This is a genomic window from Aeromonas sp. Y289-2 (genome assembly GCF_027705925.1).
Classification (GTDB): Bacteria; Pseudomonadota; Gammaproteobacteria; order Enterobacterales; family Aeromonadaceae; genus Aeromonas; species Aeromonas veronii.
Window position 1 is genome coordinate 405,749 of sequence record NZ_JAPDCH010000002.1, and the last position, 18,332, is coordinate 424,080.

General features: G+C 55.0%; 16 protein-coding genes and 1 riboswitch. Of the genes, 3 read left to right on the forward strand and 13 right to left on the reverse strand.

Annotation, left to right across the window (positions count from 1 at the left end; genetic code table 11):
• Positions 1–195: 195 nt before the first annotated feature.
• The 3 genes from OKC43_RS06170 to ppx all read left to right on the forward strand — a co-directional run bounded on the left by OKC43_RS06170 (position 196) and on the right by ppx (position 4,335).
• A complete protein-coding gene (locus tag OKC43_RS06170) occupies positions 196–711 on the forward strand; it encodes a glycine cleavage system protein R (RefSeq protein WP_047437655.1) in 516 nt (171 codons plus the stop codon).
• A 74-nt stretch (positions 712–785) separates the two neighbouring features.
• Complete coding sequence (ppk1, locus tag OKC43_RS06175) at positions 786–2,855, forward strand: polyphosphate kinase 1 (RefSeq protein WP_005350671.1); 2,070 nt, start codon at positions 786–788, stop codon at positions 2,853–2,855.
• Complete coding sequence (ppx, locus tag OKC43_RS06180; protein WP_270658365.1) at positions 2,845–4,335, forward strand: exopolyphosphatase; 1,491 nt, start codon at positions 2,845–2,847, stop codon at positions 4,333–4,335. The genes ppk1 and ppx overlap by 11 nt, the downstream gene beginning before the upstream one ends.
• 276 nt (positions 4,336–4,611) lie before the next feature.
• On the opposite strand, the gene mgtE is transcribed toward ppx, so the two are convergent.
• The 13 genes from mgtE to OKC43_RS06245 all read right to left on the reverse strand — a co-directional run bounded on the left by mgtE (position 4,612) and on the right by OKC43_RS06245 (position 18,316).
• Positions 4,612–5,955: a magnesium transporter gene (gene mgtE / locus OKC43_RS06185; RefSeq protein ID WP_270658364.1), complete on the reverse strand. Its 1,344-nt coding sequence runs from the start codon at positions 5,953–5,955 to the stop codon at positions 4,612–4,614.
• 122 nt (positions 5,956–6,077) lie between these two features.
• A riboswitch (M-box (ykoK) riboswitch) is annotated at positions 6,078–6,247 on the reverse strand.
• 182 nt (positions 6,248–6,429) lie between these two features.
• On the reverse strand, positions 6,430–7,638 hold the full coding sequence (gene flgL / locus OKC43_RS06190) for a flagellar hook-associated protein FlgL (protein ID WP_270658363.1): 1,209 nt from the start codon (positions 7,636–7,638) through the stop codon (positions 6,430–6,432).
• A gap of 4 nt (positions 7,639–7,642) precedes the next feature.
• Entirely contained in the window at positions 7,643–9,649 is a 2,007-nt protein-coding gene (locus OKC43_RS06195; RefSeq protein WP_270658362.1) for a FlgK family flagellar hook-associated protein, read from the reverse strand.
• A 3-nt stretch (positions 9,650–9,652) separates the two neighbouring features.
• Positions 9,653–10,726 carry a flagellar assembly peptidoglycan hydrolase FlgJ gene (gene flgJ, locus OKC43_RS06200; RefSeq protein WP_270658361.1) on the reverse strand — a complete coding sequence of 358 codons (1,074 nt, stop codon included), beginning with the start codon at positions 10,724–10,726 and terminating at the stop codon, positions 9,653–9,655.
• A 43-nt stretch (positions 10,727–10,769) separates the two neighbouring features.
• Positions 10,770–11,867: a flagellar basal body P-ring protein FlgI gene (locus OKC43_RS06205; protein ID WP_216963553.1), complete on the reverse strand. Its 1,098-nt coding sequence runs from the start codon at positions 11,865–11,867 to the stop codon at positions 10,770–10,772.
• 8 nt (positions 11,868–11,875) lie between these two features.
• Positions 11,876–12,547 carry a flagellar basal body L-ring protein FlgH gene (gene flgH / locus OKC43_RS06210; protein WP_270658611.1) on the reverse strand — a complete coding sequence of 224 codons (672 nt, stop codon included), beginning with the start codon at positions 12,545–12,547 and terminating at the stop codon, positions 11,876–11,878.
• Positions 12,548–12,561: 14 nt separating this feature from the next.
• Positions 12,562–13,350, reverse strand: coding sequence for a flagellar basal-body rod protein FlgG (gene flgG / locus OKC43_RS06215; protein ID WP_005334158.1), 789 nt, complete (start codon positions 13,348–13,350; stop codon positions 12,562–12,564).
• Positions 13,351–13,364: 14 nt separating this feature from the next.
• Positions 13,365–14,111 (reverse strand): flagellar basal-body rod protein FlgF, encoded by a 747-nt coding sequence (gene flgF, locus OKC43_RS06220; protein ID WP_005334159.1) that lies wholly within the window; start codon positions 14,109–14,111, stop codon positions 13,365–13,367.
• Positions 14,112–14,255: 144 nt separating this feature from the next.
• Positions 14,256–15,611 carry a flagellar hook protein FlgE gene (flgE, locus tag OKC43_RS06225; protein ID WP_270658360.1) on the reverse strand — a complete coding sequence of 452 codons (1,356 nt, stop codon included), beginning with the start codon at positions 15,609–15,611 and terminating at the stop codon, positions 14,256–14,258.
• A 10-nt stretch (positions 15,612–15,621) separates the two neighbouring features.
• Entirely contained in the window at positions 15,622–16,362 is a 741-nt protein-coding gene (locus OKC43_RS06230) for a flagellar hook assembly protein FlgD (RefSeq protein ID WP_128836054.1), read from the reverse strand.
• Between the two features lie 15 nt (positions 16,363–16,377).
• Positions 16,378–16,797: a flagellar basal body rod protein FlgC gene (flgC, locus tag OKC43_RS06235; RefSeq protein ID WP_005350658.1), complete on the reverse strand. Its 420-nt coding sequence runs from the start codon at positions 16,795–16,797 to the stop codon at positions 16,378–16,380.
• Complete coding sequence (flgB, locus tag OKC43_RS06240) at positions 16,797–17,195, reverse strand: flagellar basal body rod protein FlgB (RefSeq protein WP_257697007.1); 399 nt, start codon at positions 17,193–17,195, stop codon at positions 16,797–16,799. Before flgB ends, flgC begins: the two co-directional genes overlap by 1 nt.
• A 296-nt stretch (positions 17,196–17,491) precedes the next feature.
• Positions 17,492–18,316 (reverse strand): CheR family methyltransferase, encoded by an 825-nt coding sequence (locus tag OKC43_RS06245; RefSeq protein WP_005350656.1) that lies wholly within the window; start codon positions 18,314–18,316, stop codon positions 17,492–17,494.
• Positions 18,317–18,332: the final 16 nt, after the last annotated feature.

Here is an 18,332-nt window from a genome sequence, read left to right on the forward strand (position 1 = left end):
AGAGCACGATCCAGTTCACAACACGAAAGGGGGATCACTTTACCACAGCCGCCATGGGGCAAGGCAGCAGACCCGTGTATAGAAAGTGAAAAGTCCCGTCTTTTTATCTATTTGTCAGCAGGCGGGGGTTCATATGACCAGTCCCAGCAGGCACAATAGGGATAGAGCAAGAAATCCCATTTCAAGGAGAGCAGGATGCAAAAGCAATTGGTGGTCACCGTGATCGGTGCAGACAAACCCGGGATCGTCGAAAGTCTGGCAGCTGTCATCAGCCGCGAGCAGGGCAACTGGCTGGGCAGCGCCATGAGCGAACTGGCGGGCCAGTTTGCCGGTATTCTCCATGTCTCTGTCCCCGATGAGCACTATCGCAGCCTGTGCGAAGCACTGGCCCTGCTACCGGGTCTGACCATCAGCTTTGCCGAAGGGACACCGACCGCCGAGCCAGCCCATCAAGTCATGATGACGGTGACCGGCAACGACCGCCCCGGCATCGTCCACGAAGTGGCCAGCATCCTGCGCCAACTCGAGATCAACGTGGCCGATCTCACCACCGGCTGTGAACCGGCTCCCCACTCCGGCGCCCCGCTCTTCTATGCCCATGCGCTGGTTGCCCTGCCCGACGGGCTCGCGATGGATACGCTTATCACCGCGCTGGAATCCCTCTCCGACGATCTGGTGGTCGACATCGACGAAGCGTTCAGCGAGCAGTAACAATACTGTCATTTATTTGTCATATATTAACGCCATAACTGCCGCGCAGACGCGACCTGAAACAGAGGCACAAGATGAGCACCGACAAGCAGTATGAAGAGAAAGAGCTGAGCTGGCTCTCATTCAATGAACGGGTGTTGCAAGAGGCAATGGACAAGACGGTGCCCCTCATCGAGCGGGTTCGTTTTCTGGGGATCTTCTCCTCCAACCAGGATGAGTTCTTCAAGGTACGGGTATCGGACGTCAAGCGTCGCATCCTCATCAATGAAGTACATGGTGGCGACGATGAAGCGAAAGTGCTGCTGCGCGCCATCCAGCAAAAAGTGATGGCGCTCGGTGAAGCGTTCGACAACACCTACAAGGAGCTGCTGATTGCGCTCGCTCGCCACAACATCTTCCTGGTCAACGAGAACCAGCTCTCCGATGCCATTCAGAAGTGGCTGCGGGTCTTCTTCAAGGAGAAGGTGCTGCGTCACATCATCCCAATCCTGCTCAACAAAGAGGTCAATCCGGTCAAATTCCTCAAGGATGAGTACACCTATCTGGCCATCGAGATGAAGAAGAACGGTCAGGTGATCCAGTACGCCCTGGTGGAAGTGCCGACCGACGACCTGCCCCGCTTCTTCCAGCTGCCGCCGGAAGGGACCCGCCGCAAGAAGCAGATCATCATTCTGGATAACGTCATCCGCTTCTGCCTCGACGAGATCTTCAAGGGCTTCTTCGACTACGATGAGATTGCCGCCTATGCGGTGAAGCTGACCCGGGATGCCGAATATGATCTCTCCGACCAGCTGGACTTGAGCCTGGTGGACAAGATGAGTGACGGCTTGAAGCAGCGCCTCACCGCCATGCCGGTGCGCTTCGTCTACGAGCGGGAGATGCCCGCAGCCATGATAAGCTTCCTCAAGCTCAAGCTGCAGATCAGCTCCTACGACGCCATCATGCCGGGTGGGCGTTACCATAACTTCAAGGATTTCATCGGCTTCCCCAACGTGGGTCGTGACTATCTGGAAAACCCCAAGCTGCCGGCCCTCGATTGCCGCGATTTTGACGGCTTCGTCAACGCCTTCGATGCGATTACCAAGCAGGATATCCTGCTCTACTACCCGTACCACAAGTTCCACCACTTCACCGAGCTGGTGCGCCAGGCGGCGTTCGATCCGGCGGTCAGCGCCATTCGCATCAACATTTATCGGGTCGCCAAGAAGTCGCGGATCATCCACTCCCTCATCGATGCTGCCAACAATGGCAAGAAGGTGACCGTGGTGGTCGAACTGCGCGCCCGTTTCGACGAAGCGGCCAACATCGACTGGGCCAACATCCTCACCGATGCCGGGGTCAAGGTGGTGTTCGGGGTACCGAGCCTCAAGATCCACTCCAAGCTCTGCCTCATCACCCGCCACGAAAATGGCGAGGCGGTGCGCTACGCCCATATCGGTACCGGCAACTTCAACGAGAAGACCGCCAAGATCTACACCGACTTCTCGCTGCTCACCCGCAATCCGGATATCACCGCCGAAGTGGAAGGGGTGTTTGAATACATCGAGTACCCCTATAAGCGTTACAAATTCAATCACCTGCTGGTCTCCCCCATTAACAGCCGCCGTCAGCTCTATCGCCTCATCGACAACGAGCTCTCCAACGCCAAGGCGGGCCAGCCGAGCGGTATCATCCTCAAGATCAACAATCTGGTGGACAAGGATCTCATCAACCGCCTCTATGCCGCTGGTCAGGCCGGGGTGCCGATTCAGATGATCATCCGTGGCATGTGCGCCCTGCGTCCGGGCGTACCGGGCCTCAGTGACAACATCAAGGTGATCAGCATCATCGACCGCTTCCTCGAGCATCCGCGGGTGATGGTGTTCCACAACAAGGGCAACCCCCAGCTCTATATCTCCAGCGCCGACTGGATGAGCCGTAATATCGACGGCCGGATCGAGGTGGGCACCCCCATTTATGACGAGCGCCTCAAGCAGCGCATCATGGACATTCTCGAACTACAACTGAGTGATACCTGCAAGGCGCGGGTCATTGATGCCGACCAGCAGAACGAATATGTGAAGCGGGGCAACCGCCGCAAGATCCGCTCTCAGGTGGCGATTTACGACTATCTCAAACGTATCGAGTCAAACAATGGACAATAGTCTCTATGCCGCCGTGGATCTCGGCTCCAACAGTTTTCATATGGTGATCGCCCATCTGAGCGAAGGGCGTTTTCGCATCGTCGATCGCATCAAAGAGCGGGTGCGTCTGGCGGAAGGGATGGATGAGCAGAAGCGGATGAGCCCGGAGGCGATGGAACGCGGCCTCGCCTGTCTGTCGCTGTTTGCCGAGCGCCTCACCAATATCAAGCCGGACCAGATCCGCATCGCCGGTACCTACACATTGCGCCGTGCCAGCAACGCGCGCGAATTTGTGAGTGAAGCAGCCAAGGTGCTCAACCACCCCATCGAGATCATCAGCGGGCAGGAAGAAGCACGGCTCATCTATCAGGGGGTTGCCCATACCCAGCATATCGAGGGCCAGGTACTGGTCATCGATATCGGCGGCGGCAGCACCGAGCTCATCATCGGTGAAGGGTTTGAACACAAGGTCCTCACCAGCCGCAAGATGGGCTGCGTCAGCTTTACCCAGAGCTTCTTTGCCAGCGGCAAGCTGAGCGACAAGCACTTCACCAATGCCGTGCTGGAGGCGCAGCACCAGCTCGCCCCCATCGTCAACCAATACCGCAAGCTGGGCTGGCAGAGCTGCCTTGGCAGCTCAGGCTCCATTCGTACGGTACGGGATGTACTACAAGGCGAAGGGCTGACTGACGGCAGCATCACGCTGGAGGGGCTGGAGCGGCTCAAGGCGCTGATGATTGAGCGCAAGCGAGTCGATAACCTCAAGCTGACAGGGCTTACCGAGGAGCGTCAGGAGGTGTTTGCCGCTGCGGTCGCCATCCTGCTCGGGCTGTTTACCTCGCTGCCCATCGAGCGGCTCGACTACTCCGATGGTGCCCTGCGCGAAGGGTTGCTTTATGAATTCGAGGAGCGCTTGCAGCACCACGATATTCGCGAGCGCACCGCACAGGCGCTCGGTACCCACTACCGGATGGACAAAAAACAGGCAGCCCGGGTGGAGCAGAGCGTGCTGACCCTGTTTGATGCCTTGCAAGAGCCCTGGCAGATGGAAGTAGAGCCCTATCGCGCCATCCTCGGCTGGGCGGCCCGGCTTCACGAAATTGGCCTTGCCATCAACTACAGCGGCATTCATCGCCACTCCGCCTATATCCTGCAACACACCGACCTGCCAGGTTTCAACCAGGACGATCAGGGCCTGCTGGCAGCGCTGGTACGCTTTCAGCGCAAGGGGCTCAAGCTCTCCGAGCTGCCTCCCCTGCCCAACCACGACATGCAGACGGTGCTGCGCTGCATCCGCATCCTGCGCCTCGCAGTCGCCGCTCACCACAAGCGTCAGGACAACCTGCTGCCTGAGTGGAAAGTCGCAGTGCAAGGGGATCAGCTGGTCGTGACCCTGCCGATCGACTGGTGCGAGGAGAACCGTCTCCTGATGCAGAATCTGGAGAAGGAGCATCGTTATTGCCAGGAGCAGGGCTGGCCACTGTTGTTCCAGCTCGGCTAAACCGGAAAGATAAATGAAAAAGGCAGCCCACTGGCTTAATGCCAGTCAGTTAAGCACTTTTATGACTAATTATTCGAAATATTGAATATCAAAAGTAGCTCCATGATTAAAGAGTCAATTTGGCTCCAACCCTTGCCCTGACAGGCATGCAATAAAAAGAGGGAGGCATCATGCCTCCCTCACTCGTTAGCCCTTATACCACGCGGGTTGGGACTCAAATTCTCTTAACTGACTTGCATTAGCCCACTGGCTGCCTTTTTCATCTCAATCTCCCGGTTACTGCAACTCGGGCAACAACCACTTGGCCATCTCGAAGTAGATGATAAGGCCGGTACCATCCACCAGCGTCGCGATGAATGGCGCAGAGACCACCGCCGGATCGATGCGGAAACGGCGCAGCACCATGGGAATAATGGACGCGACCGTAGCACTCCAGAGCACGATGGCGATGATGGTAAAGGTCACCACCATGCCAATCTGGGGACCGACGCCGAGACTCCATGCCCGTACCCAGGCCGCCATGGCAATGGCACCCGAGATGAGCAGACCGGTGGAGAGCTCCTTTTTCAGCACTGTGCCGAGATTGCGCAGGCTCACCTCCCCGACCGCCATGGCACGTACTATGGTGGTGGTGATCTGGGTGCCGCTGTTACCGCCAGTACCGATCAGGAGCGGAATGAAGAAGGCCAGCGCGATGGCGGCTTCCAGCTGCTCCTCGAATGCCCGCAGCACGGTGCCGGTGTAGGCTTCCGCCACAAACAGGATAAGCAGCCAGCCCACCCGTTTGCGCCACAGCTGCCAGGGCGTCGCCTGCAAGTAAGGGGTATCGAGCGGTGATGAGCCCCCCTGCATCTCGGCATCCTCGGTGGATTCGAGCTCCAGAATATCCGCCGCATCATCGACGTGGAAAATACCGACCAGTCGCCCCTGATCCTCGACCGGCAATACCGACAGGTCGCGGTCGATGAGCAGGCGCGCTGCCAGCTCCTGATCCGCACGGGCATTGATCCGCACAGTCTCCCGATCCATCAGAGTCGCGACGCTGGCCAGCGGGTCAGCGATCAGCAAGGTCTTGAGGGAGAGGCTCCCTTGCAGACGACCATCCCCGTTGACCACATAGATATGGCGAAACAGCTGGGCATTGTCCCAGGCATCGTGGATCAGCTGTTTGGCGTGACCGACCGCGTCCTCCTCCCGTACCGCCAGATATTCGTGGCGCATGTTGGCCCCCACCGACTCGGTGGGCCAATCCAGCAGGGAGTAATACATGGCCTGCGCCTGGGTCGGGAAGCGAGCCAGCAACATGGTGCGATCCTGACGACTCAGTTTGCGCAGGATGGCGACCATCTCGCGGTGGGGAATGGCCTCCTGCAACACGCTGACGATGCTGCCATGGAGCCGCTGAAACAGGCGCCCGGCACTCTCGGCCGAGAGTGAGCCGAGCAGTTCGGCACCTTGCGGAATTGGCAGGGTATCAAAGATGCAGTTGAGCTCTTCCGGACGCAGGGTCAGCAGTTGATCGGCGCGCTGAACCGGATCCAGATTATGTTCCAGCCAACCCTGCAGGGCGGCCAGATCGAGCAGTTGGTGACGGTTAAGAATGGTATGTGTTTTCTTCATCACAGATATCCTCATGTGATTTCAGGCGAACCTGAATGCCTCCGGAAATAGCCGGAGGCAACGACAAGAAAACAGCAATTTGATTGACGAGTAATAGGCAGGAAATGACGCCGTTCGGCGTGTCATCATCCCCACGTACCAGCTTTAGCACTGTATAACGTATCCGGCATGCCGGAAGCCACTTGGGTTTACACCTTAATCCGATGAAAACTGTCCTGATCTTGGGCGTCTCTGGACGTCGTGAGATCAGTGGCCTGTGTTTATACAGGAGCCTCGCCTAACGAGATGCTGCAAATAATTCGCACAACGCTCTGTTGTGCGGGCGGCATGATTATCCAATCCCGCAGGGAGGTCAACCCCGCAGTCCACATTAAATGGGCAACGGCAACAGCTTGTTACAATTGGCAGGAGATGACACTGAACCAATCTACAAAACCGTGATAAAAGAAAAGGCCCCAAAGGGCCCCTTATTTATTAGCGAATATAGTCAAATAGCGTCAGACGGCTTATTTTGCTGAACGAGAGTTGCGAGGCACTCAATGCCGCATCCTCTTTTGACAATGCCGAAATAACCTCATAGAGATCCGCTTCCGACACCTTGGCTCTCGCCTCTGAGTTGAGGGTACTGAGCCCTTCATTGGAGCCCATGACTGCCTCGAGACTGTTCATCCGGCCACCCAACTCACCCAACCCATGATCGATATTCAGGCGGGCATTTTTCATATGGACGGTGGAATCAGCCACTTCCTGCGCAAAGTTGTCAGCTGTGATACTGGGATCACGTAAAGCGGTAATAAAATCCGACATCCCGTTGAGAACATTATCATTTTCTGGTTTTTTTAGCTCAAATTGCTGTGGAGTGCCTCCGACAGGTACATTAAGAGTTAACTCCAGCCCATTAAACGGAATACCATTACCTGAAATATAATTACCATTTGCGACAGAGTTACCAGCAGCATCTTTAATCTCATAGGTGTCTGGTGATCCGGCAGTTGTCGACACTGTGTATGAATTACTTGCCAAGGATGAATTGTAATTTGATCTATAAAAATTATCGAAATGATCCTGATCAGATACATCCACCTTGATATCAGGAGTCAACGCACTAGCTGTTCTTCTGGTCGCTACAATTTCAAACAAATCCTGCCCGGAATCATTGGCAGCAATTTGTACTGTAGGTGACACCTGAATATTTCGCTGACCAGGATCGCCCTGATAAGTATATTTCCCGTTACTATCTTTTACATAAGGCTGGGTCTTGCTTTGATTGCCACCAAAGATAAATTCACCCGAGGAGTTCTTGCTATTCATCAGGTCGAACATCTGCTGCTGCAACCCTTCCAGCTCGCTGGCAATAGCCTTGCGATCATCCATGCTGATAGAGCCGTTATTTGACTTCTGGATCAGGGTCTGGGCACTCAGCATCGCATTATTAATTGACGTTAATACCGTCTCCTCATGCCCCAGACTGTTTTCCAGCAGGCTACCATTGACCCCATACTGCTTGAACAGGTCGATCTCCTTGGTCAGCGCCATCTTCTGGCTCATCCCTGCGGGATCTTCGCCGGCAGTTTGAAATTTATTACCGGTTTGCAGCTGTTGATAGGCGGTATTCAACCGCTCATTGGCACTGTTGAGGGAATAGATATTCCGGTCGTAGATCATGTTGGTGGTGATGCGCATGACGTTACCTCACGGACGAGAGCAGTGTATCGAAAATGGTTTTGGCGGTACTGACGATTTGCGCCGAAGCGGCATAGGATTGCTGGAAGCGGATCAGATTGGCTGCCTCCTCCTCCAGATTGACCCCTGACACGCTTTCAAAGATGCCGGTGCTCTGGATCAGCTTGGACTCATTGGCCTTGAGCAAGGTTTTTGCCTGACTGGTATTGTTGCCCACCTCCATCACCAATCCGGAATAGGCCTGATTAAAGGTCATCTTGTCATTGGTGGTACCACCATTGGTGCTCTTGCGCACCAGATCCTTGTTTTGCAGCTCGGCCAATGCCAGACCATTGCTGTTATCGGCAAAGCCATTGCTGTTGTAACTGAGCTTGAAGCTGTCGTTGGCTTGCACTGTGCCGGTAATGCTGAATTCATAACCAGGGATCTTTTGGGGATTAGAGTAGACAGGCCCAATGGCAGGTGGAGGGAGTTGCAAGGCGGCCATCAAATTTTGGCCCTTGCTGGCTGCTGGTGCTACTCCCATCAACGTACCCACTTGGTCATAGACCTCGTAGTCGCCGCTGTTGTTTATTTTGACCACCTGAGGTGCCGCGGGATCAAGCGTATTGGTGCCAAAGCCAGATCCCGCCCCTGTATTGAACACCCCCCCCAGCTTGATATCAGCGCTGCCGATGTTATTGGTCGTCTTCTCGGCTTTAAGTGGAGAAGCCAGAGCAAGATCTTCCGGCCGGGTGATCAGCTGGCCAAGGCCCGCCGCAGCACTCTTGGTAGGTTGCAACAACAATTTGTCACCCGCAGCCGGAGTACCGGTGATCTCGATTGAAATACCGTGACCGGTGAGTTCAAACGTTGCAGGGGGCGGAGGCGTTATGCCGGTCGCCACAGAGGTGCGATTGCCCGACTTGTCCAGCGAGAACACCTCATAACCGGTGGCACTGCTAAAACGCACTTCGTAATCAAACGGAGTGACTGACGTGCCCTGGCCCGGCACGAAGCTGACATTCGCACCAACCGTCCCAGTGTTACTGCCGTATGGCAATCCCTTGCTGGTGGGCAGGGTGAAGATGTCGCCGCCAATCTCGTTATCCAGATCCATCCCGAGGCGGTTCTGCTGGTTCATCGCATCAGCCATCGCGACGGCCAACTGCCCCAGCTCACGCTTGGTGGGCTCAAGGTCGGTTCGCGACTTGAACAGCCCGCCCATGGCCCCACCAAACGTATCGTGATCGATGGTTGCCTGATTATCCCCCAGGGTCAGCTGCAGCTCCTGATCCCGGGAGTCAGGATCTCCTGCAATCAGCTTGAACTGGGCGACGCCACCATCGAGGATCAACGAATGGCCAGTGCTCATATTGACCAGCATGCTGCCGTTGGGTTGGGCTACGGTGCGAATATCCATCTTCTCGGAGAGCTGGCGGATCGCCTCATCCCGCTGATCAAACAGCATCAGGTTCTCTTCGGGTGACCCCAGGGTGCGGATGATGGCCTGATTAAGATCATTGATACTGGTGAGCAGGCTGTTGACCTGCTTGGTTTCATCTTCAATACGGGTGTTGAGGGTATCGCTCTGCTTGTCAAACTGGGCAGAAAGGGTATGGAATCTGTTCACCATGCCATTCAGTTCAGTCATGCTAACCTTGCGACCACCGATGTCGGCGGGCGATTCATTGGCAGAGTGAAATGACTTGAAGTAGGAGGTGATGGCCGCCCCCACGCTGTTGCTGGTATCCCCAAGCAAGCTGTCAACGCCAGCCAGCTGTTCATAATGGGTCAGGGAGGCATGATAGGCAGAGGTATCACGGCGCACCTCCCCCTGCATATAGTCGTTGATTACCCGCTGGGTCTTGATGTCACCGGTCCCCAGACCGATGGTATTGGTATACACCAGCGTACGCTCACGCACATAGCCCTGGCTATTGACGTTCACTATGTTGTTACTGGTGGTCTGCAGCAGGCGTTGCTGTGCCAGCACGCCCGATGAACCAATCCCAAGCAGGTCGCTTGCCATACGTTACAGCTCCATCTCGTTGTATTGGGCAATGGCGTCACTGCGCAATACCTGTTTCAATTTTCTGGCGTAGTGCGGGTCGGTGGCATAACCCGCCTGTTGCAGCGCCTCAAAGTAGCGATCAGGACTATCCACCTTCGCCAGGGCGCCCTTGTAGCGAGAGCCGGAAGTGAGGAAGTCCACGTAGTCGTTGAAGCTCTCTTCAAACGACTCATAGGAGCGAAATGCCGCTTTCTGACGGGAGGCGACGCCCTCTTCATATTCCAGCGTGCTCACCACCGCCTTGGGCCCTTCCCAGCGCGGATCGGCCTTGATGCCAAACAGGTTATGGGTCACCTGCCCCTCGCCATCCTTGATCACCCGCTTGCCCCAACCACTCTCCAGTGCCGCCTGAGCGACCAGTACCGCTGGGCTTAACCCCAGCTTGTCAGCCGCTTTCTTGGCCAGTGGCATCAGGCGGTTGACGAACTCTTCCGGCGTATCGAACTCTTTGCTCCCACTCCCTGTGGCCCTGCCCTCTTCGCTGGCCATACGCCCCATGGGCGGTACGCTGCGGTGTGGTCGACGGGGCATGGTGAGCCCATGGCTCTCCTTGGCCCCCTCCGCCATCTCTTTTTCAGCAAAATCTTTGCCAACTTTTGATGCCGCGATCAAATCATCGGCAGCCGCCGTGGGTGGCTGATAGGGTTTGTAGGTCCGTTCGGTGCGCTGCGGCATCTTGAGCACCCGCCCATCCTGATGGGTAAAGGTCTCGGGAGAGAGCTGTTTAGCCACCATTTCAGCCAATCCCAGTCCCCCCTTGCTGGACATGTCGGCAACCCGCTGCTCATCCAGCATCCCTTCATAGAACTGGGTATAGCTGCTGTTCATCGGGTTGTCCTGAGTCAACACCCCGTTGGCCTGACGCATGCTCTGAAACAGCATCTGGGTAAAGATTGACTCGAACTGGCGTGACGCACTCTTGAGCGCTTCGGCCTGTCCCTCTTTGCTTTGGCTCATCTGGCGCAGACGATCCAGGTTCTTGATGTCCTGTACCATCCCGAGATTCATGCCGCTGTTGCTGTCAAACTCCGCCATTTTGCTTACCTCATTGCCACCCGTGGCAACCACTTGCCGCTTGTTACAATATGACCAGTTGCCCCTCGATGGCGCCTGCCTGCTGCAGCGCCTCAAGGATGGCCATCAAATCACCGGGGGCGACCCCGACCTGATTGACCGCCCGGACCAGATCGTCCAGGGTCGCACCGGTATCAAACTTGAACATCCGCCCCGGCTCCTGCTGGACATTGATGGTCGAGTTGTTGGTCACCGTCGTCTCTCCTCCCGCCAGCGGGTTGGGCTGGGAGACCTGCTGGTTTTCGGCGATGGTCACCGTCAACCCGCCATGGCTGATGGCCGCCGGTTTGAGCTTGACCTGACTGCCGATCACTATAGTGCCGGTGCGGGAGTTAACGATGATCTTGGCCGCCTCGTTGGCCGGATCCACCTCCAGATTCTCGATGGTGGCGAGATAGGAGACGCGCTGACCCGGATCTCGCGGGGCATAGACCTTGACCGAGGTGGCATCGAGCGCCTGAGCGGTATTCGGCCCCACCAGATCGTTGACCACATCGGCCAGACGGCGCGCAGTGGTAAAGTCTGGGCGGTTAAGGTTGAAGGTGATGGTGTCCCCCTGACTGAAGGAGTTGGGCACCTCCCGCTCCACGGTCGCACCGTTGGCAATCCGCCCGACGGTCGGGGTATTGATCACTACCTTGGAACCATCAGCCCCCTCGGCCCCCAGACCACCAACCACCAGACTGCCCTGCGCAACCGCATAGACCCGCCCATCGAGCCCTTTCAGGAAGCTTTGCAACAGGGTGCCGCCCCGCAGGCTCTTGGCCTCGCCAATGGCAGAAACAGTGACGTCTATGGTCTGGCCCGGCTTGGAGAAGGGGGGCAGGTCGGCATGAATCGCCACCGGTGCCACATCCTTGATCTTGGGCTTGATGTTATCCGGCACCTTGATGCCAAAGTTGTTGAGCATGGTGCGGAAGGTCTGCTCGGTGAAAGCGTTGTTCTTCTCGCCAGTGCCGGGCAACCCCACCACCAGACCGTAACCAATCAGCTGGTTGTTACGCACCCCTTCAACCGAGCTGATGTCCTTGATCCGGGCCGCATTGACCACACCCAAGGGCAGCAGACAGCAAAGCAGAGTGACAAGACGGAGTGACTTCATAACATCTCCTAGAGCGGCCACCAGGGACCATTGAAAAAGCTGGTAAGCCACCCTTGCTCCTGGCTATTGGCCAGATCGCCGGTACCACCGTAGTAAATGCGGGCATTGGCCACTTTCTGGGACGAAACGCTGTTATCAGACGTCACGTCCTCCGGGCGAATAAGGCCGGTGATCCGGATATATTCATTGCCATTGTTGAGCATGATCCACTTCTCGCCGCGCACCAGCAGATTGCCGTTGGGCAGTACCTTGGCCACGCTGACCGAAATATTGCCCTGCAGGCTGTTGCTCTGATCCGCCTTGGCCTGCCCCTTGAACGCGCTGTCTTGAGCAATGGAGGCTGAGAGATCATAGGGGCTGGCGGTCACGGGCACGCCACCCAACTTTACCGGGTCCAGATTGAACTTGTTATTCTTGCCACTCTGGGTATTGGCCTTTTTCGAGGCAGAGGTCGATTCCGCCAACTCGATGGTGATGATGTCACCCACCTTGTGCGCCTTGATATCCGAATAGATGCCATTGACCTGATCCGGCTGGAAAATCGCCCCTGTCGGTCGCACCGACACCGGCTCCGACTCCCCGTAGACGGGGGAAAACTCGGGATCATCAGGCTTGGGCGTATTGGGAGTGCTGCTACACCCTCCCAGCACCAACAATCCCAGCATCCATACGGCTTTCATCATGCACCTCCTAATTAGGTACGCTGGATCAGGAAGGACATCATGCCGTCCACGGCGGAGAGCACCTTGGAGTTCATCTCGTAGACCCGCTGAGCCTGAATGAGGTTCACCAGCTCTTCGGTCACGTTGACGTTGGAAGTCTCCAGCATCCCCTGCTTGATCACCCCCAAGCCATCGGCACCGGCAGTCCCCTGAGCGGCAGCACCACTGGATTGGGTCTCGACAAACATGTTCTCCCCCATCGGCTGCAAGCCGCTGGCATTGACGAAGTCGGAGATGTTGATCTGACCGACGACCTGAGAAGCGCCATCGCCCTTGAGCTGCACCGAGACCTGACCATCTTCACCCACCGTAACGCTCTGGGCGTTTTCCGGGATCTGGATTTCCGGTTGCAGCGGGTAGCCATTACCCGGGGTCACTATGGTCCCTTCATCGTTGAGGGTGAACTGACCGTTGCGGGTATAGGCCGCACTGCCATCCGGCAGCTGAATTTCAAAATAACCACGACCACTGATCATCAAATCGAGCGAGTTGTCGGTGGTTTGTACGTTACCCTGGCTGTGGTTTTTCTGGGTCGCCACCACCTTGGCACCCGCCCCCAACATCAGGCCAGAAGGAAGCTCGGTATCGGCAGAGGAGCGGCCACCGGGCTGATTGATGTTTTGATAAAGCAGATCTTCAAAGATGGCCCGTGACTTTTTAAAGCCCACGGTGCTGGCGTTCGCCAGGTTGTTCGAGGTGACCGAGATATTGGTCTGCTGTGCATCCAACCCGGTCTTGCTGATCCAGAGTGCGGGATTCATAGGTAACTCCTTGATTAGCTGATTCGCAGCAGTTGGGTTTGAGCTTCATCATTCTCTTCGGCCGTCTTCATGATTTTGACCTGGGTTTCGAACTGGCGTTGCAGCCGGATCAGGTTGGTCATCTCATCCACCACATTGACGTTGCTCCCCTCAAGGGAGCCGGCAATCAGGCCGACATTGGCAGAGGCGGGTTCATTCTGACCATCCTTGCGGCGAAACAGACCATCTTGCCCCTTCTCCACCGCATCGGCGGCCGGATTGACCAACTTGATCCGCTGAAAATCTTCCGGCAAGTTGGCGGCAGCCCCCTCAGGACGACCGCTGATGGTGCCATCCCGATTGATCTCGAGTTTCTCCATCGGCATCGGCAACACGATTGGCTGACCGCCGTCATCCACCACATTTAGGCCCGTCGAGGTCTGCAAGTTGCCGGTCGCATTGACCTGCAAATTCCCCATGCGGGTATAGGCCTCGCCCCCCTTGGGATCCTGCACGGCAATCCAGCCAGGACCATCCACCGCCACGTCCAGATCCCGTCCGGTGGTCATCAGCATGCCATGCTGCAGGTTCTGCCCCGGGCGCTCAGCCATGGCAAACACCCGGCTTGGCAAGCCTTCACCGAACGCCTGCATGCTTCTGGCCTGCTCAAAATCGGACTTGAAGCCGGTGGTATTGGCATTCGCGAGGTTGTTGCCCCGAACAGCCAGGCTGTTCATGGTCTCTTTGGCCCCGGACATGGCGATATAAAGCAGGTGATCCATGGAATTCTCCGTCAAACAGATGACTCTGACAGGAGAAATGCAATTAGAGTGCCAACAGCAGAAATATGGGGGGATAAGGAAGATGGCAATACGACAGAAACAGAGAGGGGGCCAAGCCCCCTCTCATTATCATTTATTGCGAGATTAACGGATCTGCAGGATGGTCTGCTGCAGCGAACTGTTGACCTCCAGAGAACGGGAGTTGGCCTGGAAGTTACGCTGGGCAGTGATCAGGTCCACCAGCTCGGAGGTCAAATCCACGTTGGACTGCTCCAGCGCCGAAGATTTGATGGTGCCAAACGTGCCCGAGTTGGGTGTCCCCGGCAAAGCATCGCCAGAGAGCAGGGATTGTCGCCAGGAGGTATCACCAACCTGAGTCAATCCTTGTGAGTTGGCAAACTTGGCCATGGCGACCATCGCTACCTTGATGGTGGTGGCGTTGCTGTAAGTTGCAGACACAATACCATCTGGCGTGATCTCCACCTTGGTCAAACGGCCGACAGTAGAACCATCCTGTGTCAATTTGCTGACCTCAAAAGGTGAAGCATATTGAGTCACCGAATCAAGACTGATATCAATCTGCTGAGTCGGGTCGGCACCATTAGTAATAATGCCCGCACCAGTTACACCGACAGTCCCAAGTGGTTCAGTTTTGAGCGTAGTAGGAATCATTCCCGTCATTTTACCATCAGACCCAAAGGTAATTTGGGCTGCTTTGGGTGCTGGGTTCAGGCCAGCAGCCATCGTCGGGGCGGTTCCATTTTCGATATCAATAGGCTTGTCACCCTGATAAAGATACATGCGCCAAGCAGGTGGATCTGCTGGTTTGGTCGGATCAACGGTATCCGCATCCCTGACAAAATATTGAGTAATAGTATGAGGTTCTCCCAAAGAATCATAAATAACCACAGAGGTGGATGACGAGTACGTTTTTGAATCTTTTGGATCAAATGTTGAAGGATTGAATGGTTGCGGTTTGGTTGTTGAAGTTGAAGGTAAGTTGAAACTTGCTTCTATTTTAGTCGTCTTCACCGGTTCACCTGCACGATCCGGGATCTGGATCGGCTTGGTTGCATTGATACTAACTGCTTTCGGGCTACCATCAGTATTAATTTCATAACCTTGCAGATAATGGCCCTGATTGTTGACCATATAGCTGTTTTCATTGAGCTTGAAGGCACCGGCACGGGTGTAGGTGCGATCCAGGTTGGTCAGACCGTCAGAGGTCACAAAGAAGCCATTACCCTGAATCGCCAGATCCAGTGCGTTATTGGTGAATTGCAGCGCTCCCTGATGGAACTGCTGGGCAACCGCGCCGGTTGCCACACCGTTACCGACCTGGGTCTTGGCATTGACAAAGATGGAGTTGGCGTAGACATCCGCAAACTCGGCACGGGACTCTTTAAAGCCCATGGTGTTAACGTTGGCAATGTTGTTGGCGGTGACGTTCAAGTCTTTTTGTGCCGCGTTGACACCGCTCAAGGCATTGTTAAATGACATATCCAGCTCCTTAGATCGATGCTGTCGACGTGGTTTTTGACGGTGTAACCGTCGGATTTGAATTGGTGCCTGAAATTTGCAGAATATTGTTCAGATATTCGCTCCCCAGCCCTCTCAAGTTGAGGCGAGTCGGGTTGGTGGCATTACCCAAGGCAACGCTATCCACTTTGGCATAAGCGTATGCAGCAATATTTTCCGACTTGCCATCAATAGTACCGCTGGCTTTGACGACATACTTGCCTGCAGAAACTCGGTTACCAGCCTTGTCAGTACCATCCCAAGCAACTTCAACGTTACCTTTTTGCTCTCCTTCCAGGGGAAACTCTTTGATAACTTGTCCTTTTTCGTCTTCGATAGTGATTTTGATATTCGCATATTTATTAGTAGTACCAACCGCTACGACTGCTGATAGTGGCCCCTCTTTGTCTAAATAGCTTATATTGCTTGGCAGTAGCACATTTTGACCTACCAAAGAGGACGCTTGCAGGGCTTGACTGGAAATCATCTGGTCATTGAGTTTCCCCATCTGGGTAGACAAACTGCTGATCCCCTCCGAAGTTGACATGGACGCCATTTGGGAGAGCATCTGGGCATTGTCAACAGGTTTGAAGGGGTCTTGATAAGACAATTGCATTGTTAGCAGCTTCATAAACGAAGCCTGATCCAGCTCTTTCTTGGGCGTCGTTGTGGTGCCTGTCGTCTGGGTCGTGGTACGGCTGATGCCGTTCACATTATTGGTTGTATCGACCATGCTGCATCCCTCCTATCAGGACTTGCCAAGCTGGAGCGTCTGCTGCAGCATCTTCTTGGCCGAATCTGCAACCTGTACGTTGGTCTGGTAGCTGCGCGAGGCGTTGATCATGTCGGCCATCTCTTCAACCATGTTGACGTTTGGTTTGAAGATAAAACCGTCTTTATCCGCCATCGGGTGGTTGGGGTTGTACTCTTTAAGCAGTGGCGCTTTGCTCTCGACAATCCCCTTCACCTCAACCCCAACTGAGCCCTGCTTGTCAGACATCGCCTGATCGAGCTGGGCGGCAAAGACTGGCCGCCTGGCGTGGTAAGTATTTTCCACACTGGAGCTGACGCTGTCCGCGTTGGCCATGTTGCTGGCAACTGTGTTGAGGCGCACTGACTGTGCACTCATAGCCGAGCCTGCTATGTCAAAGACCTTGAACAAACTCATCACTGCTCTCCTTTCAGGGCCTTTAGCAGGCCACTGATCTTGCTATTCATAAATTCAAGGGAGGTTTGATACTCGAGGCTATTGCGCAGAAATTCGCTGCGCTCCTGCTGCACATCGACTGTATTGCCGTCACCGGTATCCGGTTGCAGCGGGTTGCGATATTGCACGGTCCCCGGAGCGTCCATATTCAAGGCAAAGTGCTTTTCGCTGGTCGTTGCCAAACCAAAACCCTGATGCGACTGGGCATCCTGCAATGCCTGAGCAAAATTGATATCCCTGGCTTTAAAGCCCGGGGTATCTGCGTTGGCAATATTGCTGGAAAGCACCTCAGCACGCTTGGCGCGAACGCTTATGGTGTGTTGATGCACACCGAATGCCTTGTCAAATGAAAGAGCCATAGCACACCTCCTGCTTGGTTTATTTTGTCTGCAAGAGGTGTGCCATAAGCAAATCACTCAGATCGATGGTTTGGGTATGAGCACATTGCAAACCGAAAACGGCAGGAGCATCTCTTGCCCTGAGTCAGACGGCATCATTTGGCCACCTTAAGGTTTTAACCACTTTTGCAGTGGCGAGATATGGTAGGTAAATAGAAAGACCGAGCAGTAGATAAAGAAAGAGGGAAGCTCGTAGCTTCCCTCTTTACATGAACTGGCAATATCCGGTAGAACCCCGAATATCAAGGCGATCAGGCCTATTTTACCTTGTAAACAATCCCCGGATTGCAGCGGATCATCTCGAACCGATCGGTCAACCCGGCCAGTGACTCCGACGCTCCCAACATCAGATATCCACCGGGGTTGAGACTGGCAGCAAACTGGTTGAGGATCTTCGACTTCACTTCCGGCGCAAAATAGATGAGCACGTTACGGCAAAAAATAATGTCGAACTTGCCGAGCAGACTATAACTCTCCAACAAGTTGAGTGGCCGGAAGGTGGTCAATTTTCTGACTCGCTCAGCGACCCGCATCTTGTTGTCACCGTAAGGCTCAAAAAACATCTTCTTGCGCTCCGGTGACAAACCGCGTGCCAGAGCAAGGCTATCGTAAACGCCTTCCTTACACTGATTGAGCATGGTCGTCGAAATATCCGTCCCGACAATCTGCACGCCACCAGGCAAGGTACCCGGCTTTTTCATCTGCTGCTCCAGTGCCGTCATGGCAATGGAATAGGGCTCCTGACCTGACGAGGATGCGGCTGACCAGATTTTGATGGGGCGGCCACTTTTCCCCAACTCGGGGAAAATCTTGTCAGTAAGAAGCTGAAACGGATAGGTATCACGAAACCAGAGGGTCTCGTTGGTCGTCATGGCATCCACCACGGCCATTTTCAGGTCACGCTCTCGCACACTCATTGCACGGGTAACCAGATCAGACAGACTCTCGATGCCAAACTGAGCCATCAAAGGTGAAAGACGGCTCTTCACCAGATACTGTTTGTTATCCCCCAGCACAATTCCGCTCTGTACCGCCAGAAAGTTGCTGAACTGTTTGTATAAGTCGTCCGAAAGTGTCTTCATGCAGCTGTTCTTCTTT

What these genes read in the sequence shown, in the direction of transcription:
- OKC43_RS06170 (WP_047437655.1), top strand. Translation starts at nt 196, where the DNA reads ATGCAAAAGCAATTGGTGGTCACCGTGATCGGTGCAGACAAACCCGGG.
- ppk1 (WP_005350671.1), top strand. Translation starts at nt 786, where the DNA reads ATGAGCACCGACAAGCAGTATGAAGAGAAAGAGCTGAGCTGGCTCTCA.
- ppx (WP_270658365.1), top strand. Translation starts at nt 2,845, where the DNA reads ATGGACAATAGTCTCTATGCCGCCGTGGATCTCGGCTCCAACAGTTTT.
- mgtE (WP_270658364.1), bottom strand. Translation starts at nt 5,955, where the DNA reads ATGAAGAAAACACATACCATTCTTAACCGTCACCAACTGCTCGATCTG.
- flgL (WP_270658363.1), bottom strand. Translation starts at nt 7,638, where the DNA reads ATGCGCATCACCACCAACATGATCTACGACCGGAATATCTATTCCCTC.
- OKC43_RS06195 (WP_270658362.1), bottom strand. Translation starts at nt 9,649, where the DNA reads ATGGCAAGCGACCTGCTTGGGATTGGTTCATCGGGCGTGCTGGCACAG.
- flgJ (WP_270658361.1), bottom strand. Translation starts at nt 10,726, where the DNA reads ATGGCGGAGTTTGACAGCAACAGCGGCATGAATCTCGGGATGGTACAG.
- OKC43_RS06205 (WP_216963553.1), bottom strand. Translation starts at nt 11,867, where the DNA reads ATGAAGTCACTCCGTCTTGTCACTCTGCTTTGCTGTCTGCTGCCCTTG.
- flgH (WP_270658611.1), bottom strand. Translation starts at nt 12,547, where the DNA reads ATGAAAGCCGTATGGATGCTGGGATTGTTGGTGCTGGGAGGGTGTAGC.
- flgG (WP_005334158.1), bottom strand. Translation starts at nt 13,350, where the DNA reads ATGAATCCCGCACTCTGGATCAGCAAGACCGGGTTGGATGCACAGCAG.
- flgF (WP_005334159.1), bottom strand. Translation starts at nt 14,111, where the DNA reads ATGGATCACCTGCTTTATATCGCCATGTCCGGGGCCAAAGAGACCATG.
- flgE (WP_270658360.1), bottom strand. Translation starts at nt 15,611, where the DNA reads ATGTCATTTAACAATGCCTTGAGCGGTGTCAACGCGGCACAAAAAGAC.
- OKC43_RS06230 (WP_128836054.1), bottom strand. Translation starts at nt 16,362, where the DNA reads ATGGTCGATACAACCAATAATGTGAACGGCATCAGCCGTACCACGACC.
- flgC (WP_005350658.1), bottom strand. Translation starts at nt 16,797, where the DNA reads ATGAGTTTGTTCAAGGTCTTTGACATAGCAGGCTCGGCTATGAGTGCA.
- flgB (WP_257697007.1), bottom strand. Translation starts at nt 17,195, where the DNA reads ATGGCTCTTTCATTTGACAAGGCATTCGGTGTGCATCAACACACCATA.
- OKC43_RS06245 (WP_005350656.1), bottom strand. Translation starts at nt 18,316, where the DNA reads ATGAAGACACTTTCGGACGACTTATACAAACAGTTCAGCAACTTTCTG.